The organism is Candidatus Bartonella washoeensis Sb944nv (genome assembly GCF_000278135.1).
Classification (GTDB): Bacteria; Pseudomonadota; Alphaproteobacteria; order Rhizobiales; family Rhizobiaceae; genus Bartonella; species Bartonella washoeensis.
On the sequence record NZ_JH725026.1, the window covers coordinates 119,128 to 138,173 of the forward strand.

At 39.4% G+C, this 19,046-nt stretch carries 19 protein-coding genes, 2 tRNA genes and 1 pseudogene; 8 read left to right on the plus strand and 14 right to left on the minus strand.

Features of this window, described 5'->3' with window-relative positions:
- The 5 genes from rpsJ to rpsL all read right to left on the minus strand — a co-directional run bounded on the left by rpsJ (position 1) and on the right by rpsL (position 4,587).
- Complete coding sequence (gene rpsJ, locus MCQ_RS08205) at positions 1–309, minus strand: 30S ribosomal protein S10 (protein ID WP_004855744.1); 309 nt, start codon at positions 307–309, stop codon at positions 1–3.
- 65 nt (positions 310–374) lie between these two features.
- Positions 375–1,550: an elongation factor Tu gene (gene tuf / locus MCQ_RS08210; RefSeq protein WP_006923203.1), complete on the minus strand. Its 1,176-nt coding sequence runs from the start codon at positions 1,548–1,550 to the stop codon at positions 375–377.
- A 64-nt stretch (positions 1,551–1,614) separates the two neighbouring features.
- The gene (fusA, locus tag MCQ_RS08215) at positions 1,615–3,699 is read right to left on the minus strand and encodes an elongation factor G (RefSeq protein ID WP_006924712.1); all 2,085 of its coding nucleotides are present in this window, start codon (positions 3,697–3,699) and stop codon (positions 1,615–1,617) included.
- Between the two features lie 26 nt (positions 3,700–3,725).
- The gene (gene rpsG / locus MCQ_RS08220; protein WP_006924713.1) at positions 3,726–4,196 is read right to left on the minus strand and encodes a 30S ribosomal protein S7; all 471 of its coding nucleotides are present in this window, start codon (positions 4,194–4,196) and stop codon (positions 3,726–3,728) included.
- A gap of 19 nt (positions 4,197–4,215) precedes the next feature.
- Positions 4,216–4,587, minus strand: a complete 372-nt coding sequence (rpsL, locus tag MCQ_RS08225) for a 30S ribosomal protein S12 (RefSeq protein ID WP_004859227.1) — start codon at positions 4,585–4,587, stop codon at positions 4,216–4,218.
- Positions 4,588–5,094: 507 nt separating this feature from the next.
- Between rpsL and xth the strand changes: the two genes are divergently transcribed.
- From xth to MCQ_RS08250, 5 genes are all read left to right on the plus strand, one after another.
- Positions 5,095–5,877, plus strand: a complete 783-nt coding sequence (gene xth, locus MCQ_RS08230; protein ID WP_006924715.1) for an exodeoxyribonuclease III — start codon at positions 5,095–5,097, stop codon at positions 5,875–5,877.
- 133 nt (positions 5,878–6,010) lie between these two features.
- Entirely contained in the window at positions 6,011–6,922 is a 912-nt protein-coding gene (locus MCQ_RS08235; RefSeq protein ID WP_006924716.1) for a transporter substrate-binding domain-containing protein, read from the plus strand.
- 142 nt (positions 6,923–7,064) lie between these two features.
- The gene (locus tag MCQ_RS08240; protein ID WP_006924717.1) at positions 7,065–7,817 is read left to right on the plus strand and encodes an amino acid ABC transporter permease; all 753 of its coding nucleotides are present in this window, start codon (positions 7,065–7,067) and stop codon (positions 7,815–7,817) included.
- Between the two features lie 2 nt (positions 7,818–7,819).
- A complete protein-coding gene (locus tag MCQ_RS08245) occupies positions 7,820–8,536 on the plus strand; it encodes an amino acid ABC transporter permease (RefSeq protein ID WP_006924718.1) in 717 nt (238 codons plus the stop codon).
- 12 nt (positions 8,537–8,548) lie between these two features.
- Positions 8,549–9,295, plus strand: a complete 747-nt coding sequence (locus tag MCQ_RS08250) for an amino acid ABC transporter ATP-binding protein (RefSeq protein ID WP_006924719.1) — start codon at positions 8,549–8,551, stop codon at positions 9,293–9,295.
- A 99-nt stretch (positions 9,296–9,394) separates the two neighbouring features.
- Here MCQ_RS08250 and MCQ_RS08255 read toward each other — a convergent pair whose 3' ends face one another.
- The 6 genes from MCQ_RS08255 to MCQ_RS08280 all read right to left on the minus strand — a co-directional run bounded on the left by MCQ_RS08255 (position 9,395) and on the right by MCQ_RS08280 (position 16,746).
- Complete coding sequence (locus MCQ_RS08255) at positions 9,395–10,186, minus strand: tetratricopeptide repeat protein (RefSeq protein ID WP_006924720.1); 792 nt, start codon at positions 10,184–10,186, stop codon at positions 9,395–9,397.
- Between the two features lie 573 nt (positions 10,187–10,759).
- On the minus strand, positions 10,760–13,483 hold the full coding sequence (locus MCQ_RS08260; RefSeq protein ID WP_006924721.1) for a valine--tRNA ligase: 2,724 nt from the start codon (positions 13,481–13,483) through the stop codon (positions 10,760–10,762).
- A gap of 155 nt (positions 13,484–13,638) precedes the next feature.
- The gene (locus tag MCQ_RS08265) at positions 13,639–14,205 is read right to left on the minus strand and encodes a DUF2497 domain-containing protein (protein ID WP_006924722.1); all 567 of its coding nucleotides are present in this window, start codon (positions 14,203–14,205) and stop codon (positions 13,639–13,641) included.
- Positions 14,206–14,442: 237 nt separating this feature from the next.
- Complete coding sequence (locus MCQ_RS08270; protein WP_006924723.1) at positions 14,443–15,765, minus strand: TolC family outer membrane protein; 1,323 nt, start codon at positions 15,763–15,765, stop codon at positions 14,443–14,445.
- Positions 15,766–15,798: 33 nt separating this feature from the next.
- Complete coding sequence (locus MCQ_RS08275; protein ID WP_006924724.1) at positions 15,799–16,473, minus strand: protein-L-isoaspartate O-methyltransferase family protein; 675 nt, start codon at positions 16,471–16,473, stop codon at positions 15,799–15,801.
- A 199-nt stretch (positions 16,474–16,672) separates the two neighbouring features.
- A tRNA-Cys gene (locus MCQ_RS08280) sits at positions 16,673–16,746 on the minus strand.
- Between the two features lie 186 nt (positions 16,747–16,932).
- Here MCQ_RS08280 and MCQ_RS08285 point away from each other — a divergent pair.
- Positions 16,933–17,007 (plus strand) — tRNA-Asn (locus MCQ_RS08285).
- 93 nt (positions 17,008–17,100) lie between these two features.
- Here MCQ_RS08285 and MCQ_RS08290 read toward each other — a convergent pair.
- The 3 genes and pseudogenes from MCQ_RS08290 to MCQ_RS08300 form a co-directional block, all read right to left on the minus strand.
- Positions 17,101–17,490 (minus strand): helix-turn-helix domain-containing protein, encoded by a 390-nt coding sequence (locus MCQ_RS08290; RefSeq protein WP_006924725.1) that lies wholly within the window; start codon positions 17,488–17,490, stop codon positions 17,101–17,103.
- Positions 17,491–17,608: 118 nt separating this feature from the next.
- Positions 17,609–17,878: pseudogene (locus MCQ_RS08295) on the minus strand (type II toxin-antitoxin system RelE/ParE family toxin).
- Between the two features lie 2 nt (positions 17,879–17,880).
- A complete protein-coding gene (locus MCQ_RS08300; protein ID WP_245256389.1) occupies positions 17,881–18,129 on the minus strand; it encodes a ribbon-helix-helix domain-containing protein in 249 nt (82 codons plus the stop codon).
- A gap of 262 nt (positions 18,130–18,391) precedes the next feature.
- Here MCQ_RS08300 and MCQ_RS08305 point away from each other — a divergent pair, with 262 nt between their 5' ends.
- Positions 18,392–18,649, plus strand: a complete 258-nt coding sequence (locus MCQ_RS08305; protein ID WP_006924728.1) for a type II toxin-antitoxin system RelB/DinJ family antitoxin — start codon at positions 18,392–18,394, stop codon at positions 18,647–18,649.
- 1 nt (position 18,650) lies between these two features.
- The gene (locus MCQ_RS08310) at positions 18,651–18,923 is read left to right on the plus strand and encodes a type II toxin-antitoxin system YafQ family toxin (RefSeq protein WP_006924730.1); all 273 of its coding nucleotides are present in this window, start codon (positions 18,651–18,653) and stop codon (positions 18,921–18,923) included.
- The last annotated feature ends 123 nt before the right edge of the window (positions 18,924–19,046 follow it).

The window sequence follows — 19,046 nt, forward strand, 5'->3', positions numbered from 1 at the left end:
TCAGAGCTTAATTTCGACATCCACACCAGCAGAAAGATCGAGCTTCATAAGCGCATCCACTGTTTGCGGCGTTGGATCAACAATATCAAGAAGGCGCTTATGCGTGCGCATTTCAAACTGCTCACGGCTCTTCTTATCTATGTGTGGCCCACGATTGACTGTAAACTTCTCAATCCGCGTCGGAAGCGGAATAGGACCACGGACATTCGCACCAGTACGCTTAGCGGTCGACACAATCTCACGCGTCGACGCATCAAGAATTCTGTGGTCAAACGCTTTCAAACGAATGCGGATATTTTGACTGTTCATGCTCTTTATTTCCCTATCACGGAAAACGCCTTTTAACAACAAAGGCGCTCCTCAACAACCACTATTTACTCAATGATTTTAGAAACGATACCTGCACCAACAGTACGACCACCTTCACGAATAGCAAAACGAAGCTTCTCTTCCATAGCAATCGGAACGATCAATGAAACATCCATTGCAACATTATCACCAGGCATAACCATCTCTGTACCTTCTGGTAGCGTAACAATCCCCGTCACATCTGTTGTACGGAAGTAAAACTGTGGACGATAATTCGTGAAAAAGGGTGTATGACGACCACCTTCATCTTTCGTTAAAATGTAAGCCTCTGCTTTAAACCGCGTGTGAGGTGTAACGGAACCAGGTTTCGCCAAAACTTGTCCGCGCTCAATCCCTTCACGATCAATACCTCGAAGCAACGCTCCAATGTTATCACCAGCCTGACCCTGATCTAAAAGCTTACGGAACATTTCAACCCCTGTAACTGTCGTCTTAGAAGTTGGTCGAATTCCTATAATCTCAATTTCCTCACCAACTTTAATAACACCCCGCTCAACACGACCAGTCACAACAGTTCCACGACCCGATATCGAAAAAACATCCTCTATCGGCATCAAAAATGGTTGATCAACAGGACGCTCAGGAGTTGGTATATAATTATCCACTTCACTCATTAAAAGGCGGACAGCATCTTCACCAATGCTTTTATCTTTGTCCTCAAGGGCAGCCAACGCTGAACCTTTAACTATTGGAATATCATCTCCTGGGAAGTCATATTTCGATAAAAGCTCCCGAACTTCAAGCTCAACAAGTTCCAAAAGCTCAGCATCATCAACCTGATCAACCTTATTAAGAAAAACCACAATCGCAGGAACACCAACCTGACGCGCCAAAAGAATATGCTCACGAGTCTGAGGCATGGGACCATCAGCGGCAGAAACAACCAAAATCGCACCATCCATCTGTGCTGCTCCTGTAATCATGTTCTTCACATAATCTGCGTGCCCAGGACAATCAACATGCGCATAGTGACGCTTCTCTGTTTCATACTCAACATGCGCGGTGGAAATAGTAATCCCACGTGCACGCTCTTCTGGTGCTGCATCAATTTGGTCATACGCTTTAAATTCACCAAAATATTTCGTAATTGCTGCCGTCAATGAAGTCTTCCCATGATCAACGTGACCAATGGTACCAATATTAACATGCGGCTTCGTACGTTCAAATTTGCTCTTTGCCATTTGAGCTCTCCATTTTTCGTCCAAATCAAGGACTAAGTTAAAAAATCAATCATGCAATCCAAAATTACGCATATTTCTTTTGAATCTCTAAAGCAACAGCCGAAGGGACAGGCTCGTAATGATCAAATTGCATTGTATACTGTGCACGCCCCTGACTCATCGAACGAAGACTATTCACATAACCAAACATATTCGCCAAAGGAACCATTGCATTCACAACCGTTGAAATACCACGTGACTCAGTGCCCGCGATTTGACCGCGACGAGAATTTAAATCACCAATGACATCACCAACATAATCTTCCGGAGTCACAACCTCTACCTTCATGATCGGCTCAAGAAGCTGTGCACCCGCCTTCTTTGCCCCATCACGGAAAGCCGCACGAGCAGCTATTTCAAAAGCTAAGACAGAAGAATCAACATCATGATAGCCACCATCGATCAGAGTAGCTTTTACACCAAGCATAGGGAAACCCGCAAGAGGACCCGACCCCATAACACTCTCAATCCCCTTTTGAACACCAGGAATATATTCTTTAGGAACAGCTCCACCAACGATTTTCGACTCAAAAATAAAATCATCTCCATCATGAGGTTCAAAAATAATCTTTACACGAGCAAACTGCCCCGCACCACCAGACTGTTTTTTATGCGTATAATCAATTTCCGCAATTTTTGTAATTGACTCACGATAAGCAACCTGAGGCTGCCCAATATTAGCTTCAACCTTGAACTCACGTCGCATACGATCAACAATAATGTCAAGATGAAGCTCACCCATACCTGCTATAATTGTTTGCCCCGATTCCTCATCTGATTTTACACGAAATGAAGGATCTTCTGCCGCTAGACGGTTAAGTGCAATACCCATCTTCTCTTGATCTGCTTTTGTTTTTGGCTCAATTGCAATTTCAATAACAGGCTCTGGAAATTCCATCCGCTCCAAAATAACAGGCTTTAGGGGATCACAAAGAGTATCGCCCGTTGTCGTTTCCTTTAACCCTGCGAGAGCAACAATATCACCAGCAAACGCTTCCTCAATATCTTCACGAGAATTTGAATGCATTTGAAGCATACGCCCCAAACGTTCCCGCTTTTTTTTCACCGTATTCTCAAGAGAAATACCTTTTTGAACCTTACCAGAGTAAATACGACAAAAAGTCAAAGACCCCACAAACGGATCATTCATAATCTTAAAAGCAAGCATAGAAAGCGGAGCATCATCTGAAGATTCACGTGTTGTTTCAACCTCAGTTTTCACATCAACACCACTAATCGCAGGAACATCAACCGGAGAAGGAAGATAAGAAACAACAGCGTCCAAAAGCGGCTGAACACCTTTATTTTTAAAAGCTGTACCACAAAGAACTGGATGAAACTGAACCTCCACAGTCCCCTTACGAATGAGAGCAACAAGCTGCTCATTGGTCGGCATAACACCATCCAAATAAGCTTCCGTCGCAGCCTCATCAACCTCAACAGCCATCTCGACTAATTTTTCGCGATACTCCTCAGCCTTTTCCTTTAAATCAGAAGGAATGTCTCCCACGACTGCCGAAGCGCCAATAGAACCATCCCACCTTAATGACTTCATCTCCACAAGATCAACAACACCCTCAAAATCATTTTCAGCACCAATCGGCAACTGCAAAACAAGCGCTTTAGCCCCCAATCGCGAACCAACCATTTCAACACTACGATAAAAGTCAGCACCTATTTTGTCCATTTTATTAACAAACACCATGCGCGGCACACGATACTTCTCAGCCTGTCGCCAAACAGTTTCTGTCTGAGGCTCCACACCAGCATTTGCATCCAACAACGCTATCGCACCATCAAGAACACGCAAAGAACGCTCAACCTCAATCGTAAAATCAACATGCCCCGGCGTGTCAATGATATTAAAGCGTCGCTTTCGACCATCAGGCCCCTTCCAAAAAGTCGTGGTCGCAGCAGAGGTAATTGTAATACCACGCTCTTGCTCCTGCTCCATCCAATCCATTGTAGAAGCACCATCATGCGTCTCACCGATTTTATGATTTTTACCGGTATAGAACAAAATACGCTCAGTCATTGTGGTCTTACCCGCATCAATATGCGCCATAATACCAAAATTACGATAATCTTCAATTTTATATTCGCGAGCCATTGCACTTGCCTTAGTTTTTAACACACCTACCAGCGATAATGAGAAAAGGCACGATTAGCCTCAGCCATACGATGAACATCCTCACGCTTCTTCACTGCTGAACCGCGATTATTAGCCGCATCCATCAATTCACCAGAAAGGCGATCAATCATTGTCGTCTCATTACGACCACGCGCCGCAGCAATCAACCAACGGATAGCAAGAGCTTGACGACGATCAGGACGAACATCAATCGGAACCTGATAAGTAGCACCCCCAACGCGACGCGAACGAACCTCAATATGAGGAGCAACATTTTCTAACGCCTGATGAAACAAAGCCACAGGATCTGACTTCACCTTATTTTCCACAACATCAAGCGCACCATAAACAATACGCTCAGCAACTGACTTCTTACCATCAAACATGATGGCATTCATAAACTTTGTAATAACCAAATCACCAAATTTGGGATCTGGATTAATTTCACGTTTTTCTGCTCTATGGCGACGGGACATGGTCTCTGTCTCTCAATAATTATTTTGGACGCTTCGCGCCATACTTTGAACGACGCTGTTTACGATTCTTGACACCCTGTGTATCAAGCAACCCACGGATAATGTGATAACGAACCCCTGGCAAATCCTTCACACGACCACCACGAATCATCACAACCGAGTGCTCTTGAAGATTATGCCCCTCCCCGGGGATATAACCAATAACCTCAAATCCATTTGTCAAACGGACTTTAGCAACCTTACGAAGAGCAGAATTCGGCTTCTTCGGTGTCGTTGTATAGACACGCGTACAAACACCACGCTTCTGCGGATTCGACTGAAGAGCAGGAACCTTATTGCGCTTAACTGGCGCTACACGCGGCTTGCGAATCAACTGGTTTACGGTAGGCATGCAACCTTCCTCTTTGATTTTGATCTATGTTCGTCTCACCCAAATGGGTTTTATTTTTTATCCATCCACTCCGATACAATCAGAGCAAATACATTAAGATTAAACACAAAATCGGGCATGCCTGCTAGAAACAGCTTACCCGACTACACGCAGAGAAGGCAATAGCCTTTTGCACTGGCATTTGCTTTTAATCTTTGTAAAACAACCGCTGTTAGAATGATATTTTTATAAACAAAAAACCTTAATCACTCTTAACCATCGGTTGCGATAACCTCTAATAGCGAGAACACATACATTCGTCAAGAACTAAACACCAGAAAGTTCTTAAAAATGAAAATAAATTAAATTATACCTTAAATTTGGCTTTTACAGATGTTCTTGCTAAATCATTTTACCATAGTAATATTCTCAACACAACAAAAAGAGCCGCAACATATCTAGAGTATTTATAGAACACTTCGATCGTAGTAATTCAACGAATTGTACGTGATATTTAAGATGAGCATCATGAAAATAGTAACGTGGAACATCGCTGGAATAAAAGCACGACATGAAACATTATATAAATGGCTACAGAAAAATCAGCCCGATATAGTCTGTCTACAAGAAACAAAAAGTACCGATGAAAATTTTCCATGTCATGCAATCGAAGGCTTAGGCTATCACATAGAAATGCACGGACAAAAAAGTTTTAATGGCGTTGCGATTCTCTCCAAAAAAACACCTGATGAAGTTATCCGCCGATTACCAGGCAATGATAATGATGAACAATCGCGTTACATTGAGGCCGTTTATTCAACAAATAAAGGTGTTATTCGTGTTGCATCGCTCTATCTTCCGAATGGCAACCCAATTAACAGCGAAAAATACTCTTATAAAATAGAATGGATGGAAAGATTGTATACACATGCAAAATCATTGCTTGCGTATGAAGAACCTCTTATCCTAGCTGGTGATTATAATGTCATTCCGACCGCATTAGATGCAAAAAATCCTCAAGAATGGAGTAATGACGCTTTATTTCTTCCACAAACAAGACAAGCATTCCAACGCATAGTCCATTTAGGTTTTTATGATGCTATCCGTAACGTTACAGATACTCCCCCATTCAGTTTCTGGGATTTTCAAGCTGGTGCATGGAGCAAAAACAACGGCATTCGTATTGATCACCTGCTCTTATCACCAGAAGCTGTTGATCAGCTTATCTGCGCTTATAGCCAAACGGAAGTAAGAGGATACCCAAAACCATCGGACCATACTCCCGTTTGGATCCACCTTAATTTCAATTAACATAGCACATTAAAGTACAATACCTGTTTTATTAGAATAACAAAAAAATATCCCACCACGAATAATAAATATGTTACACAGCTTGCGACAATCTTAAAAAAAAATGAAAAATGGTAAGTATATTGAGGAAAGAATGAAAAAATCACTTTTAATATCCATTGCAGCAGTCATAAGCGCTATTGGGCTGATAAATATAGCGAGAGCTGCAGATGATACACTTGAAAAAATTAGAAAAACAGGGGAAATCACTCTAGGTGTTCGCGAATCATCAGGTTTAGCCTATGCTCTTGGTAATGGAAAATATGCAGGATTCCACACAGAAATGGCAGAGCTTATCATTGATGACATTGCAAAAAAAATTGGTAAGCCAATCAAAATTCATTATCTTCCCATCACGTCACAAAATAGAATTCCTTTACTAAAAAACAGTACCTATGATTTTGAATGTGGCTCAACAACAAACGATATTTCTCGTAGTAAAGAAGCAGCATTTGCTTATACCACTTATGTCGAAGAAGTTCGGATTGCCGTAAAGAAAAATTCTCATATTAAGTCCCTTGAGGATTTAAATGGAAAAACAATCGCAACAACCACTGGAACAACCTCTGTTCAGCTTATACGTAAAAATAAACGCGCAAAAAAACTTCACTTTAAGGTTGTGAAAGGAAAAGATCATGGAGATAGCTTCTTATTACTAGAATCTGGCCGTGCTGATGCTTTTGTCATGGATGCCTCAATTCTTGCTGGACATATCGCCAAATCAAAAAATCCATCTGATTATGTCATTCTTGATACCGTACTTTCAGTCGAACCTATCGCCTGTATGCTCAGATTAAATGACAAAAACTTCGAACAAGCAATCAATGATAGCATCTTGCGTCAAATCAAAGACGAATCACTCGAAAAACTTTATGATAAATGGTTTATGAAACCAACCCCACCTGCAAATGCTATTATCAACCTTCCCTTGTCACAATCAACAAAATATGCTTGGGAACATCCAAACAATAAACCTCGAGAAGACTATACAGAAAATAATTTGTAGAATTCTTTAAAAATATAGCCACACTCTTTGAAAATTGAGTGTGGTTATGTTTTAGTTCCTTTTTGAATAAATTCCGCATATGTAAATATAGGCAGATTTGTTGCCCTATTTGTCAATGGCTAAATTTAGGAAATATTAATTAATGGACTTTTCTTTCCTTTGTACAGATGACCTTACCCAAACAATGGTAGCCGGGTGTCTCGGAACTCCTGGCGTGAGTCATACTTATTTGGATACTTTGCTCGATGGTTTAAGAAATACAGTTGTACTCTCCATCACCTCACTAATCTTGGCTGTATTCTGTGGTGTTACTATAGGGACAATGCGCACTCTACCTAATACTTCGATAACCAATTGCTTATTCCGTACTATTGGGTGTATCTGGGTGGAAATTATGCGTAACATTCCTCTCCTTGTACAAGTGTTTTTATGGTATTTTGTTGTGCCTAAGATTTACCCACCAGCAATGAATTTTTCACCCATTCTCTTAATAACATGTGCATTAGGATTTTTTACATCTGCACGCATCGCAGAACAGGTTCGCTCAGGAATTGAATCTATCCCTTCTGGACAGCGCTATGCAGCGATGGCAATGGGATTTACAACATCTCAAACTTATCGCTATATCATATTACCGCGTGCTATACGCACAATCATGCCGCCTCTTACTTCAGAAGCAATGGGGATTGTAAAAAACTCGTCTATAGCATTCGCAGTCTCAATAAATGAACTTATGCAATTTCAATACCAAACGATTGAAGAAATAAGTCATGTTTACGAAAACTATTTGCTTGTTACGATTCTTTATATTGTGATCGCCTTATTCATATTCGTAATTATGACACTAATTGAACAAATGCTTAAAATTCCTAATTTGCAAACAGAGGGACATTGAATATGATAGATTTCATGAACTCTCAGTTTCGACTTTATTCTCCTTTTAATTTTTTAGACTTTGATTTTTCTTTTTTTACTTTTGATATATTTTGTTCTTACATTTTATCAGGTTTGCTCTTTAGTATTTTTCTAACCCTTTTTGCAACGGTCTTTGGATTTATTTTCGGCACACTCTTAGCGATGATGCGGCTTTCTTCTATTAAACTGCTCTCTTCGCTTGCAATAATTTATATAACTGCTATGCGTTCAATACCGCTTGTTATGGTTATCTTATGGTTTTTTGTGCTTTTACCTTTCATTACCGGAACATCAATCGGTGCAAATAAATCAGCCCTTATTACTTTTACTGCATTTGAGACCGCTTATTTCGCCGAAATTATGCGCGCCGGTATAAATTCAGTTTCGCAAGGACAAAAATATGCAGGGCAGGCTCTCGGAATGACATATTGGCAAAATATGTATATTGTAATTCTCCCCCAAGCCTTTAGAGACATGCTACCAGTCTTTTTAACACAAGTTATTATACTTTTTCAGGATACAACTCTTGTTTATGCAATCAGTGGCAACAGCCTTCTGAATGGTTTCGATATTGTTGCTAACAATTTTGGTGTGAAGCAAGAAGCTTATGTCTTGGCAGCCATTTTCTATTTTGTTATCTGTTTTACGCTGTCTCAAATAGTTTTATATTTACAGAAAAAAGTATCCATTATTCGCTAACAGGAAGAAAAAATGTCTACTCATATGATCGAAATAAAAAATGTTTCCAACTGGTATGGCGAAGTTAATGTTCTTAAAAACTGCACAACCAATATTAACAAAGGGGAAGTTGTTGTCGTTTGTGGGCCATCAGGTTCAGGTAAATCAACACTCATTAAAACTATTAATGCTTTAGTGCCTTTCCAAAAAGGTGAAATTTGGATTGATGGAGTACCAGTTCATGCAAAAAAGACGAATCTATCTAAGTTGCGCAGCCATGTAGGAATGGTATTTCAACACTTCGAGCTTTTTCCACACTTATCTGTCACAGAAAATTTAACAATAGCACAAATCAAAGTTCTAAAGCGCACGAAAAAAGAAGCACTTGAACGCGGCTTATTATATCTTGAACGCGTTGGACTCATTGAACATAAAGATAAATACCCCGGTCAGCTTTCAGGAGGGCAACAACAACGTGTTGCTATTGCACGTGCATTAACTATGGATCCGCTCGTTATGCTTTTTGATGAGCCCACATCTGCCCTAGATCCTGAAATGGTAGGTGAAGTACTAGATGTCATGATCAGTTTAGCTGAAGAAGGTATGACGATGATTTGTGTCACGCATGAAATGGGTTTTGCTCAAAAAGTATCGGAACGTGTTATTTTCATGGATCAAGGAAAAATTCTTGACGATTGTTCATCCAAAGAGTTCTTTTCTGCCCCGCAAGCTAGAACACCACGTGCACAAGAATTTTTGTCTAAAATCCTCAGCCATTAGTTATTACATGATGATAACCAACAAATTTTTCCCAATTAAGACCCAAATGGCAATCCAAATCCTGTTATAAAAAAGTCTAAGAAACATTGTGAAAAATATTCAAAAACTGTTATTTTTTAGAATATCATCAACCAGAGACATTGCCATACGTCGCTCAAATTCATCACAAATGGCAAAAGCGCGCTGTTGCATAGAACGGATCCAATCTCGGTCTTTTGCATTGGCTTTTTCATAAGCTGCAGTTAATATAGCAACACCGCGGACTTTTTTTCCTGCCTGAACAAGCATATTTCCAAGCATTGCTTGCGCAGGAGCATTCCCTTTTCTTGCTGAAAGCTGAAACCATCGCGCTGCCTGTACAAGGTTTTTCTCTCTTCCCTCTCCCTTTAAAAATATTTTTCCTAGATAATACTCAGCTATAGGATTTCCATAATTTACCGCAGCTTGCATATAAAGATTAGCAGCATAAAAAGAATTAGGTTTTATAGGTGATTGAGGAATGCCTTTTTTTATATACCCAGCAAGCTTAACCAACGCATCAGAAACATAGCTTTCATTCTCGGAACCAAGATCAGCGCCTTTTTCAACAATATATGCGAAAAAGGTATATGCTTTATAATCATCTTCAGGCACACCATCGCCATTTGCATAGATATAGCCAAGTTTCCAGTTCGCTCCAATATTGCCCATGCTGGCTGCACAATGTAAAGCTGGAATAGCCTGATTTATTTGCCCATTTTTATAAGCAGACATACCGCGTTTCAAAAAATAAAACGAATTATCAGTAGCTTTCTGCAAGCTATTTACATCTATTCCATAAGCAATAGAAAGAATTCCCCCCAAAGTAATAATAATCACAGCTTTTCGAAACACCTTAAGCCTATTTACCATCTAAAAATCCCCCCTTTATCTCAGTTTTAATTGTTACATCTGCTACAAATCTCTTTGCATGCATTCGAAATATTCTTCTTAGTAAAAGAGAAACAAGATATTTCGAAATTAGCATTTTAACAAAAAAGGTAAATAAATGGAAATAACCCCACATATCCAACTAAAAGAATGTTTTCCTTTTCTGTGCAACAATTTGATTTTTTTAGCATAAATCATCTTGTATATTTTGTATCAGATTACTTGATATTATAGTATTTGGTTATTTCAAACACTCTTATTACTAATCAGCAAAAGCTATCCAATAGAAGGACATATGTATTGAAGAAAAATTTTAGAATACATGTAACATACGATTAATTAACCGTTAGCAGTAACCAACTTTTAAAAGAGATAAATATAACAACTGACTACTTCATAAACGTAACAACATAAAAACTCTGTTGATTTTTTGTTATAATATTAACAAGCAACACCATAAGATGGAATTGAAGGAAAAAGAGATTTTCTACAAAGAAAATCTGTGCATTAGTAGCATAATATTTCTTCATGAGAAGAAGAAAATAAAAGATTCGATTACATTAAATGTTCTAAAGCAATAGATATTTTCTTCTGCGCCGCACGCAATTCTACAATTCTTTTACGTTCAACCTCAACAATCTCCGGTTTTGCATTTGCTATAAATTTCGGATTACTTAATTTAACTGATATTTTTTCAATATCTTGTTTAATTTTACTGACGTCTTTCATCAAACGAGCACGTTCAGCTTCCAAATCAATCAATTGCCCCAATGGTAAACAAAAAACCGCCTCTCCTAAAATCATTTGCGCTGATACAGCTGGAACTTTATCAGAGAAACGAATTGTTTCAATACGGGCTAACTTTTTAAGAAGAGCATCATAACGTTGCACACGTTCTCGCGTTACTTCCCCTCCCTCTACAATAACAAGGGGTGCAAGCACACCCGCGGGAATATTCATTTCAAAACGCACAGATCGAATGCCACTGACAACGTCAATAAGCCAATTAATATCAGCAGCAGCCTCTTCATCTGCAAATATTCCCTCTGGCCATTGTATCAATGCCAGCATATCCTCACGCTTCATGCTTGGCGTTTCTGTTAGAGACCACAACTCTTCCGTCATATGAGGCATAAAAGGATGAAGAAGCTTATAAACTTCATCCAAAACCCAAGCAGTACATGCCTGAGCCTCATTTTTAGCATTCTCATTGGAACCTTGAAAGACAGGCTTGAGAAGTTCTAAGTACCAATCACAGAGTGTATTCCAAATGAAGCGGTAAAGTACGCTAGCAGCCTCATTAAACTTATAGTTTTCAATACCGGTAGTTACTGCCGAAACAGTTTTAGATAATTCTGTTAAAATCCAACGATTAAGTGCAAGTTTTGCTTTTTCTGGCTTAAAAGTTGGATCATGCTTAACACCGTTCATCTTCGCAAATCGGGTAGCATTCCACAATTTTGTAGCAAAATTACGATAACCTGCAATACGAGAAGGATCAAGTTTGACATCACGCCCTTGTGCTGCCATAATGGCCAAAGTAAAACGGAGTGCATCTGCGCTATATTGATCAATAAGCTCTAATGGATCAATAATATTTCCCTTCGACTTTGACATTTTTGCCCCCTTCTGATCCCGTACGAGAGCATGCACATAAACCGTTGGGAAAGGAACCTCACCCATAAAATGAAGCCCCATCATCATCATACGAGCAACCCAAAAGAAAATAATATCAAACCCCGTAACCGAGAGAGACGTTGGGTAAAAGGTGGTTAATTCAGCCGTTTTATTGGGCCAACCTAACGTTGAAAAAGGCCAAAGTGCTGATGAAAACCAAGTATCTAAAACATCCTGATCACGAGTCAACTTAACCACTTCACCATAATGAGAAAGAGCAGCAGCTAAAGCCTCTTCTTCACTTTTTTCAACAAAAATTCTACCATCAGGACCATACCAAGCTGGTATCTGATGTCCCCACCATAATTGGCGTGAAACACACCAAGGTTGAATATTTTGCATCCAATTGAAATAAGTTTTTTCCCAACTATCCGGCACAAATCGCGTTTTTCCTTGACGAACAGCCTCTATTGCTGGCTTAGCCAATTCTGCAGCATGAACATACCATTGATCTGTCAAAAAAGGCTCAATAGGCACCCCACTCCGATCTCCATGAGGAACAGTATGCGAATGATCATCAACAGTAACTAAATATCCTCTCTCTTCCATCAAAGAAACAATCTGATTGCGTGCAACAAAACGATCAGATTGATCTAAATTTTCCACCAATGTTTTTAATTCATCCGATAAGACCAAACCATCAAAAAAAGCTTCATTTTCACGTAAAAAAATCTCAGCTTTTTGCGTAAAAATATTGATCAAACGTAAATCATTGCGCTTTCCCACTTCAAAATCATTAAAGTCATGTGCTGGTGTAATTTTTACAGCACCACTTCCCTCATCAGGATCGGCATAAGCATCACCAACAATCAACAACTTACGACCAACAAGCGGTAAAATAGCATTTTGACCTATAAGATTTTTATAACGCTCATCTTCGGGATTAACCGCAATTCCCGTATCACCAAGCATTGTTTCTGGTCGTGTTGTCGCAACTGTTATAAAAGTAGTAGCATCATTTGGATCAAAAACTTTACCTTCAAGTGGATACCTAAAGTGCCACAAATGACTTTTGACTTCTTTTTGCTCAACTTCAAGATCAGAAATAGCCGTCAATAATTTAGGATCCCAATTAACGAGACGCTTATCCTTATATATCAACCCTTGCCTATAAAGCGTAACGAAAACCTCACGAACAGCTTGAGATAAACCTTCATCCATCGTAAAACGCTCACGTGACCAATCACATGAAACACCAAGACGCCGTAATTGATTGGCAATAACCCCACCAGTCTCATGACGCCATTCCCAAATACGCTCAATAAACTTTTCTCTGCCCATTTCTTGACGCGTTGGTTGTTGGCGGTCTGCAAGCTGACGCTCAACGACCATTTGCGTTGCAATCCCTGCATGATCCATACCAGGCTGCCATAACACATTTTTGCCACGCATCCGCTGAAACCGAACCATAATATCTTGAATTGTTGTATTCAGCGCGTGCCCCATATGAAGCGAGCCCGTAACATTCGGAGGTGGAAGCATAACACAAAAAGGTTCTGCACCACTTTTTGAACCCACTCCGGCTTTAAAAGCACCACGAATTTCCCACTTTTTTGCAACCCGTTGCTCTATGGAAGCAGCATCATAGTTTTTTTCTATCATTCACCTCACCCATAACGCCGCTGAAAAGCGCAATGTACGATCTCAAATCCGATCATACTCTCCACAAACTTCATTTGCTCACATTAATCCTGCAAAACAGCAAACGAAACTCTCATAAAAAACAAAATGAAAAACGCAAATAATGAAAAAAACAGTTAAGATGATTTCTTAATTGCCTTAACGATCTCTTCTCGTAAAATATCTTCAAGTAAAATAGGCAATTTACGCTGTAACCATTCTGCTATAGCCGGACGTAACACATCCTTTGCAATCTTCTCCGCAGAAGAAATACAATACGCAGAAAGCTCTACACGATCAGCAGTCATATTTTCTGACTGCGATACAAACGCCTCATCACTGCATTCTTTTGTTTTATGGACAGAACGCTGTTCTCCAGAGGAAAGCTTTATCTTTTGCATATCCACGCTAACCGTATTATTTTCCGCCTCTGTATTCTCTTTCTCTTGCGTTAAAGAAAAATCCTGTTTTTCAGAAGAAAGACCAATACGATCAGCCAGGGCTTTCATCGCATCATCAACCGATAGGGTTGTATCATAAACACCTTCCGATAGTCCTGCTGAATGCTCTGTAGAGGCATTCACTGCAATACCTTCATTTGAAAAGTGATCAGGCTGAACTGCGTTCTCCTCGATTATTTCACGAATAGATGTCAAAATCTCATCCATACTTGGCTCACGTAAAACGCTTGAACTCTGTACCATACTTAAAAACCTCTCAAAAACGCAACCACAAACAGAATCACACTTCCAGTGTAAGCAAAAGAATCATAAGATCAACACGCCACTTTGTCATGATGATGATGCTGCACATAAATTTCTTCATTAATAAAAAAACAACACCTAACTGCTCTATTTTCTAACATGCTGAACTATCGATTTACTGATCTTTTAAAGATTAGAACTCTTTAGCATATTCAAAGAACCATTTTTATGTTTTTATCAATTATACTTAACCGTTTTCAAGCCTAAATAATTTGCAGTTAATTTACCAATGGCAGATTGAACACCATAACTAGCTACAACAGCATTACGCTCTGCCATCGCAAGTGCAATTTGAGCATTAATCAACTGAGTCCGAGAATTTAAAACATCCAATGTTGTTGCCTGCCCAACACGATTTTCTTGAACACGGCCTTTAAGGGCAATTTCAGCAGCACGAACACTGTCACGATAAGCAACGACAGATGAGCGTGCACCCTCTAACTGGAACCAAACAGAAGTAAGTGCTTGCCTTGTATTACTATGAGCCAAATCAAGCTGGAGATGAGCCTGCCCAAGCTGTTCCTTTGATTGACGAATCTGCGCAGACGTACGCCCACCTTCAAAAATTGGAACACTAAGTGATAATCCTATTGATTTAGAAACTCCATCCTCCCCAGGACCACTATAAATACGATTATAAGATGCCGATGCAGAAAAATCAATTTTAGGAAGCAATGCCCCTTCTTTTGCCTTTACATTATAAAAACTAGCATCAACTAAATATTTTGCATAAAGAATTGCTGGATGCAGTGCAACGCTAATTTGGTAAGCAGCATTAAGATTTACCGGCAACCCTCCTGCCAGCCGTGGACGTTTCAACTTTTCAGGATCAGAACCAACAATTTGTCGATAAACAGCCTCTGCTGACTTTACATCAGCACGTGCAAGACTAAGCTCTGAAACAGCCACAGAACGCGCCGCTTGTGCCTGAGCAAAGTCAACACGTCCCCCTTCTCCTACATCAAGTTTTGCTTTATTCGAACGAACTTGCTCTTCAAGAGCAGCCAAATTTTCCCTACGAAGATCGGCAATACGTCGTGCTTGATACAAATCAGCATACGCTTTTACTGTATCCAGAAACATATTTTGTTCAGCATTACGAAGATACTCGCGCTGGGCTTGCAGTTTAACCTGAGCTGAAAAAAATATATTTTGCGTGATAAAACCGTCAAATAACCTCTGATTTAATCTTATCCCTAAAGATCCAGAAGTATTATAAGGCCCTGCAATGGACTTATTTCGCCCATAGCTCCCAACCCCTTCAATTTGCGGCAATAACCCTGACCTTGCAATAACAACATCATCACCTGATATACGCACAGCCGCACGTTCACTATTCAACTTAGCATTATATACATAAGCCTTAGCAAAAGCATCCATCAATGTTTCAGCACAAACTGCCCCTGAGAGAAAAACACTTAGCGCCAAAAACAAACACACCTGAAACTTCTTGTTTATTTTGAATACAATACACACGATAGAAAACCCCAAAGTAATCATAAAACTATCTTTTATTCACAAACAAAACAAGCATTAAAACACAAAGTCAGGTGCTTTTAAAAAACCAGGAAGACATTTTACAGCAAGATTAAAGGCACGACGCACTGAAATAATTCCATCTTCTTTCACATAGATTCGCGCAACACCGGCATTACCATGCCCTTCAACCACAACAAGACGCCCGTAGTTTTTCATTTGATCAAAGATATACTCTGGAATAAAATCAACAGACCCCTCAATCAAAATCACATCATAAGGCCCCTCAACAGCGTATCCTTGCTCTAATGGTCCATGAACCACAACCACATTGTTATACTGATTACGTTCTAAAGTCTCAGCAGCTCGTTTCAAAAGAGTTTTATTAGCTTCTAACGCAATCACAAACCCCGCAAATTTTGAAAGCAATGCTGCACAATAACCGCTATTTGCACCAACATCCAACACAATATCCGATGATTTTACAGCCGCAAGCTGTAGTAACTTTGCTAAAGACGCAGGTGCCATCAAATAACGGGCAGATGCCTCACTTTGCTCTGAACATAAAAGAATATCGGTATCAAGATAACTCAAAGCTCTCATATCTTCCGGTATAAAATCTTCACGCGATACCGTTAAAAACGCTTCAAGAACTGATAAATCCGTTACATCTACTGTACGAATTTGATTGTCAACCATTTTGCGGCGAAGCTCTGCAAAATCTGCAACCATAATGCCCCTTTTCTCCTACATACAACAAAACAGCGACAATGAGGACCTGAAATCTTTTACTACGGATGTTACAAAAAATACGCTACAGTCAACAATGATATTCTAACCGCTCATTTTTCATAGCAAAGCGTTTTATCACGGGTAAGAACAGTTTATTTGCGCATATTATCCTTAAAGACCATTTTGTTTAAAATCGGACTGGAGGCCTCGCCCGGAATCGAACCGGGATACAAGGATTTGCAGTCCTCTGCGTAACCATTCCGCCACGAGGCCTCATCAAAAAATATAGGAGTGTCAATAAGGGAAGGTAACGCATCCGTCAAGGTATAGAAATTTTCTCTAACCTTTTTTCCTCTTTATTATGCAGTTTTTGATATTTTTTTTAAAAAAAGCAATTTTACCCTTTGCAAATCAGTATTGCTTTGCTATAGCCCTTTCAGTTGGATAATTGGGCACTGTTCCCCGGTAGCTCAGTGGTAGAGCAACCGGCTGTTAACCGGTTGGTCGCTGGTTCGAATCCGGCCCGGGGAGCCATAGTCTTTTTTTCTCCAAATAACTTATTGATTTTCCATATGTTTTTTTAAGGTGAGGGATGCGTCGATAAAAGTGAGGGAATAGATTTTCAAATCATGCCTCTGCAACAGTAGCATTCTCTTTTCTTTTTACTTCGTTAAGCGTTTCTAAGAATTGTTTGAATGCTTCTAAATCTTCCTGTGAAAAAGCATCTAAAAGTCTAACAAACATACCAACAATTTCACGACTCAACGGATTTGAAGGCTTGATTGTAAAACTTGTGCGAGAAGCATCTGCTTCCCTTCTTAAAAGGAAGGCTGTCTCTTCATCTAACGCGTAGAGTTCAATGAGCTTTTCTTCCATTCCTACCGGAACAGACTTTTTGCCAATTTCTACAGAAGATAAAAATGGTACAGATATGTTTAATTTCTCAGCCATATCTAATAGACGTTCAGAATGATCAATACGAAGCTTGCGTAAGGTTTTACCAAACAGTGTTAGCATCTAAAAAAATCCTTGAGAAAGAATAATTTTTTCATAGTGATTCTAGCAAAAATCCTTATGTCTTTCTATCTAATGATTATGAATCAGGACTTCTTTTCGGGGATTGAGAAGCGACTTCTTATCGAAATAAATCTGAATGTGTACCTGTCCTATCAAAATGGAATCGCTCTTCATCAACTATATAAATTAATAACCAATCTAGCTCTATATGAAGATCTCGACGAGGCTCCCAATTTCCTTATAATGCGTGATCATTTAAAATAGCTGGCAATTGCTGCTTATGAATTAGAAGTTGCATAACTTCTAGAAGCTTTTGCATATCTTTTCTTCGCTTTTTTGCTCGTTTTACATCCTTTTTAAACTTTCCTGAATAGCTCACTGAACGCATACTTAGATATCCAGTTGCTTCATCAAATCAGAAATATTTTTAGCATAAAAAACATCTTCATTGCTGTCGGTTTTATGAAAAGTTTCAAGCGTTTCCTGATTAGGTATCTTGTTATTTTCAACGTAAACACGGATAAGATCACGTAAAATTTGAGATGCTGGACGGTGTTTTCTTTCAGCTATAGCCATAAACGCATTTTTTAGATTTATATCTACTTTAGCTGCTATAAGTTCACTTTTTATACCCATCATATTTCCTCTTTAAGAAGTTTAATGATTACACAATGTTTAACCTAGTTAAACATGGTTTAACTTATGAGTAATATCAATTTCTTTTTAAAGAAGAACCTTTCAAATTTTTGTTAACCACCTTTTGAGGTGTGAGAGTATATTTTCGAGTGCGTCCATAAGGCGCGCAAAATCAGATGTCCAAAGTGTTTCCACTTATAAAAAGTTGACCTAGAGCCACAATGTAGCTACATTATAAAAAAGGTTAATGAATGGAGAAATGACTATGAAAGCTGATTCTATCGTTCGCGCCCGTATCCCCGCTGAAATGAAAAAACAAGCAATGATCACCCTAGAGCGTATGGGTTTAAGCGCATCAGATCTCATCCGCATGACATTTTTGCGTGTAGCTGAAGAAGGGTGCTTACCTTTCGATGTCAAAGTCCCCAATAGCACCACACGCAAAGCCATAAAGGAACTAGACGAAGGAAAAGGTAAAACATTCGAAAACGCGGATGCGCTATTTAAGGACTTAGGCATCTGATATGCTGACGCCTGTTCGTTCAGTACAATTCAAGCGTGACGTACGCAAAGTAGAAAAACGCGGTAAGGATATGAATAAACTGCGTACACTATTAAGCCTGTTGATTGAAGAAAAACCATTACCGAAATATTATTGCGATCACCCCTTAAAAGGCGCTTGGGCGGGTTGCCGTGATAGTCATATTGAACCAGATTGGCTGCTGATTTATAGAATTGAAAGAGACAAATTACATCTTGTCCGGACAGGAACGCACGCTGACCTTTTTCAAGGATAACATATGAAAAGCTAGAAATTTTTTAACTTTTTGTTAACCATCTTTTGAAGTGTGAGAAGATATTGTCTATCGCATCCATAAGGCGGGCAAAATCGATAACAAACATAAAGATGATGAACGCCA

What these genes read in the sequence shown, in the direction of transcription:
- rpsJ (WP_004855744.1), bottom strand. Translation starts at nt 309, where the DNA reads ATGAACAGTCAAAATATCCGCATTCGTTTGAAAGCGTTTGACCACAGA.
- tuf (WP_006923203.1), bottom strand. Translation starts at nt 1,550, where the DNA reads ATGGCAAAGAGCAAATTTGAACGTACGAAGCCGCATGTTAATATTGGT.
- fusA (WP_006924712.1), bottom strand. Translation starts at nt 3,699, where the DNA reads ATGGCTCGCGAATATAAAATTGAAGATTATCGTAATTTTGGTATTATG.
- rpsG (WP_006924713.1), bottom strand. Translation starts at nt 4,196, where the DNA reads ATGTCCCGTCGCCATAGAGCAGAAAAACGTGAAATTAATCCAGATCCC.
- rpsL (WP_004859227.1), bottom strand. Translation starts at nt 4,587, where the DNA reads ATGCCTACCGTAAACCAGTTGATTCGCAAGCCGCGTGTAGCGCCAGTT.
- xth (WP_006924715.1), top strand. Translation starts at nt 5,095, where the DNA reads ATGAAAATAGTAACGTGGAACATCGCTGGAATAAAAGCACGACATGAA.
- MCQ_RS08235 (WP_006924716.1), top strand. Translation starts at nt 6,011, where the DNA reads ATGAAAAAATCACTTTTAATATCCATTGCAGCAGTCATAAGCGCTATT.
- MCQ_RS08240 (WP_006924717.1), top strand. Translation starts at nt 7,065, where the DNA reads ATGGACTTTTCTTTCCTTTGTACAGATGACCTTACCCAAACAATGGTA.
- MCQ_RS08245 (WP_006924718.1), top strand. Translation starts at nt 7,820, where the DNA reads ATGATAGATTTCATGAACTCTCAGTTTCGACTTTATTCTCCTTTTAAT.
- MCQ_RS08250 (WP_006924719.1), top strand. Translation starts at nt 8,549, where the DNA reads ATGTCTACTCATATGATCGAAATAAAAAATGTTTCCAACTGGTATGGC.
- MCQ_RS08255 (WP_006924720.1), bottom strand. Translation starts at nt 10,186, where the DNA reads ATGGTAAATAGGCTTAAGGTGTTTCGAAAAGCTGTGATTATTATTACT.
- MCQ_RS08260 (WP_006924721.1), bottom strand. Translation starts at nt 13,483, where the DNA reads ATGATAGAAAAAAACTATGATGCTGCTTCCATAGAGCAACGGGTTGCA.
- MCQ_RS08265 (WP_006924722.1), bottom strand. Translation starts at nt 14,205, where the DNA reads ATGGTACAGAGTTCAAGCGTTTTACGTGAGCCAAGTATGGATGAGATT.
- MCQ_RS08270 (WP_006924723.1), bottom strand. Translation starts at nt 15,765, where the DNA reads ATGATTACTTTGGGGTTTTCTATCGTGTGTATTGTATTCAAAATAAAC.
- MCQ_RS08275 (WP_006924724.1), bottom strand. Translation starts at nt 16,473, where the DNA reads ATGGTTGCAGATTTTGCAGAGCTTCGCCGCAAAATGGTTGACAATCAA.
- MCQ_RS08290 (WP_006924725.1), bottom strand. Translation starts at nt 17,490, where the DNA reads ATGCTAACACTGTTTGGTAAAACCTTACGCAAGCTTCGTATTGATCAT.
- MCQ_RS08300 (WP_245256389.1), bottom strand. Translation starts at nt 18,129, where the DNA reads ATGATGGGTATAAAAAGTGAACTTATAGCAGCTAAAGTAGATATAAAT.
- MCQ_RS08305 (WP_006924728.1), top strand. Translation starts at nt 18,392, where the DNA reads ATGAAAGCTGATTCTATCGTTCGCGCCCGTATCCCCGCTGAAATGAAA.
- MCQ_RS08310 (WP_006924730.1), top strand. Translation starts at nt 18,651, where the DNA reads ATGCTGACGCCTGTTCGTTCAGTACAATTCAAGCGTGACGTACGCAAA.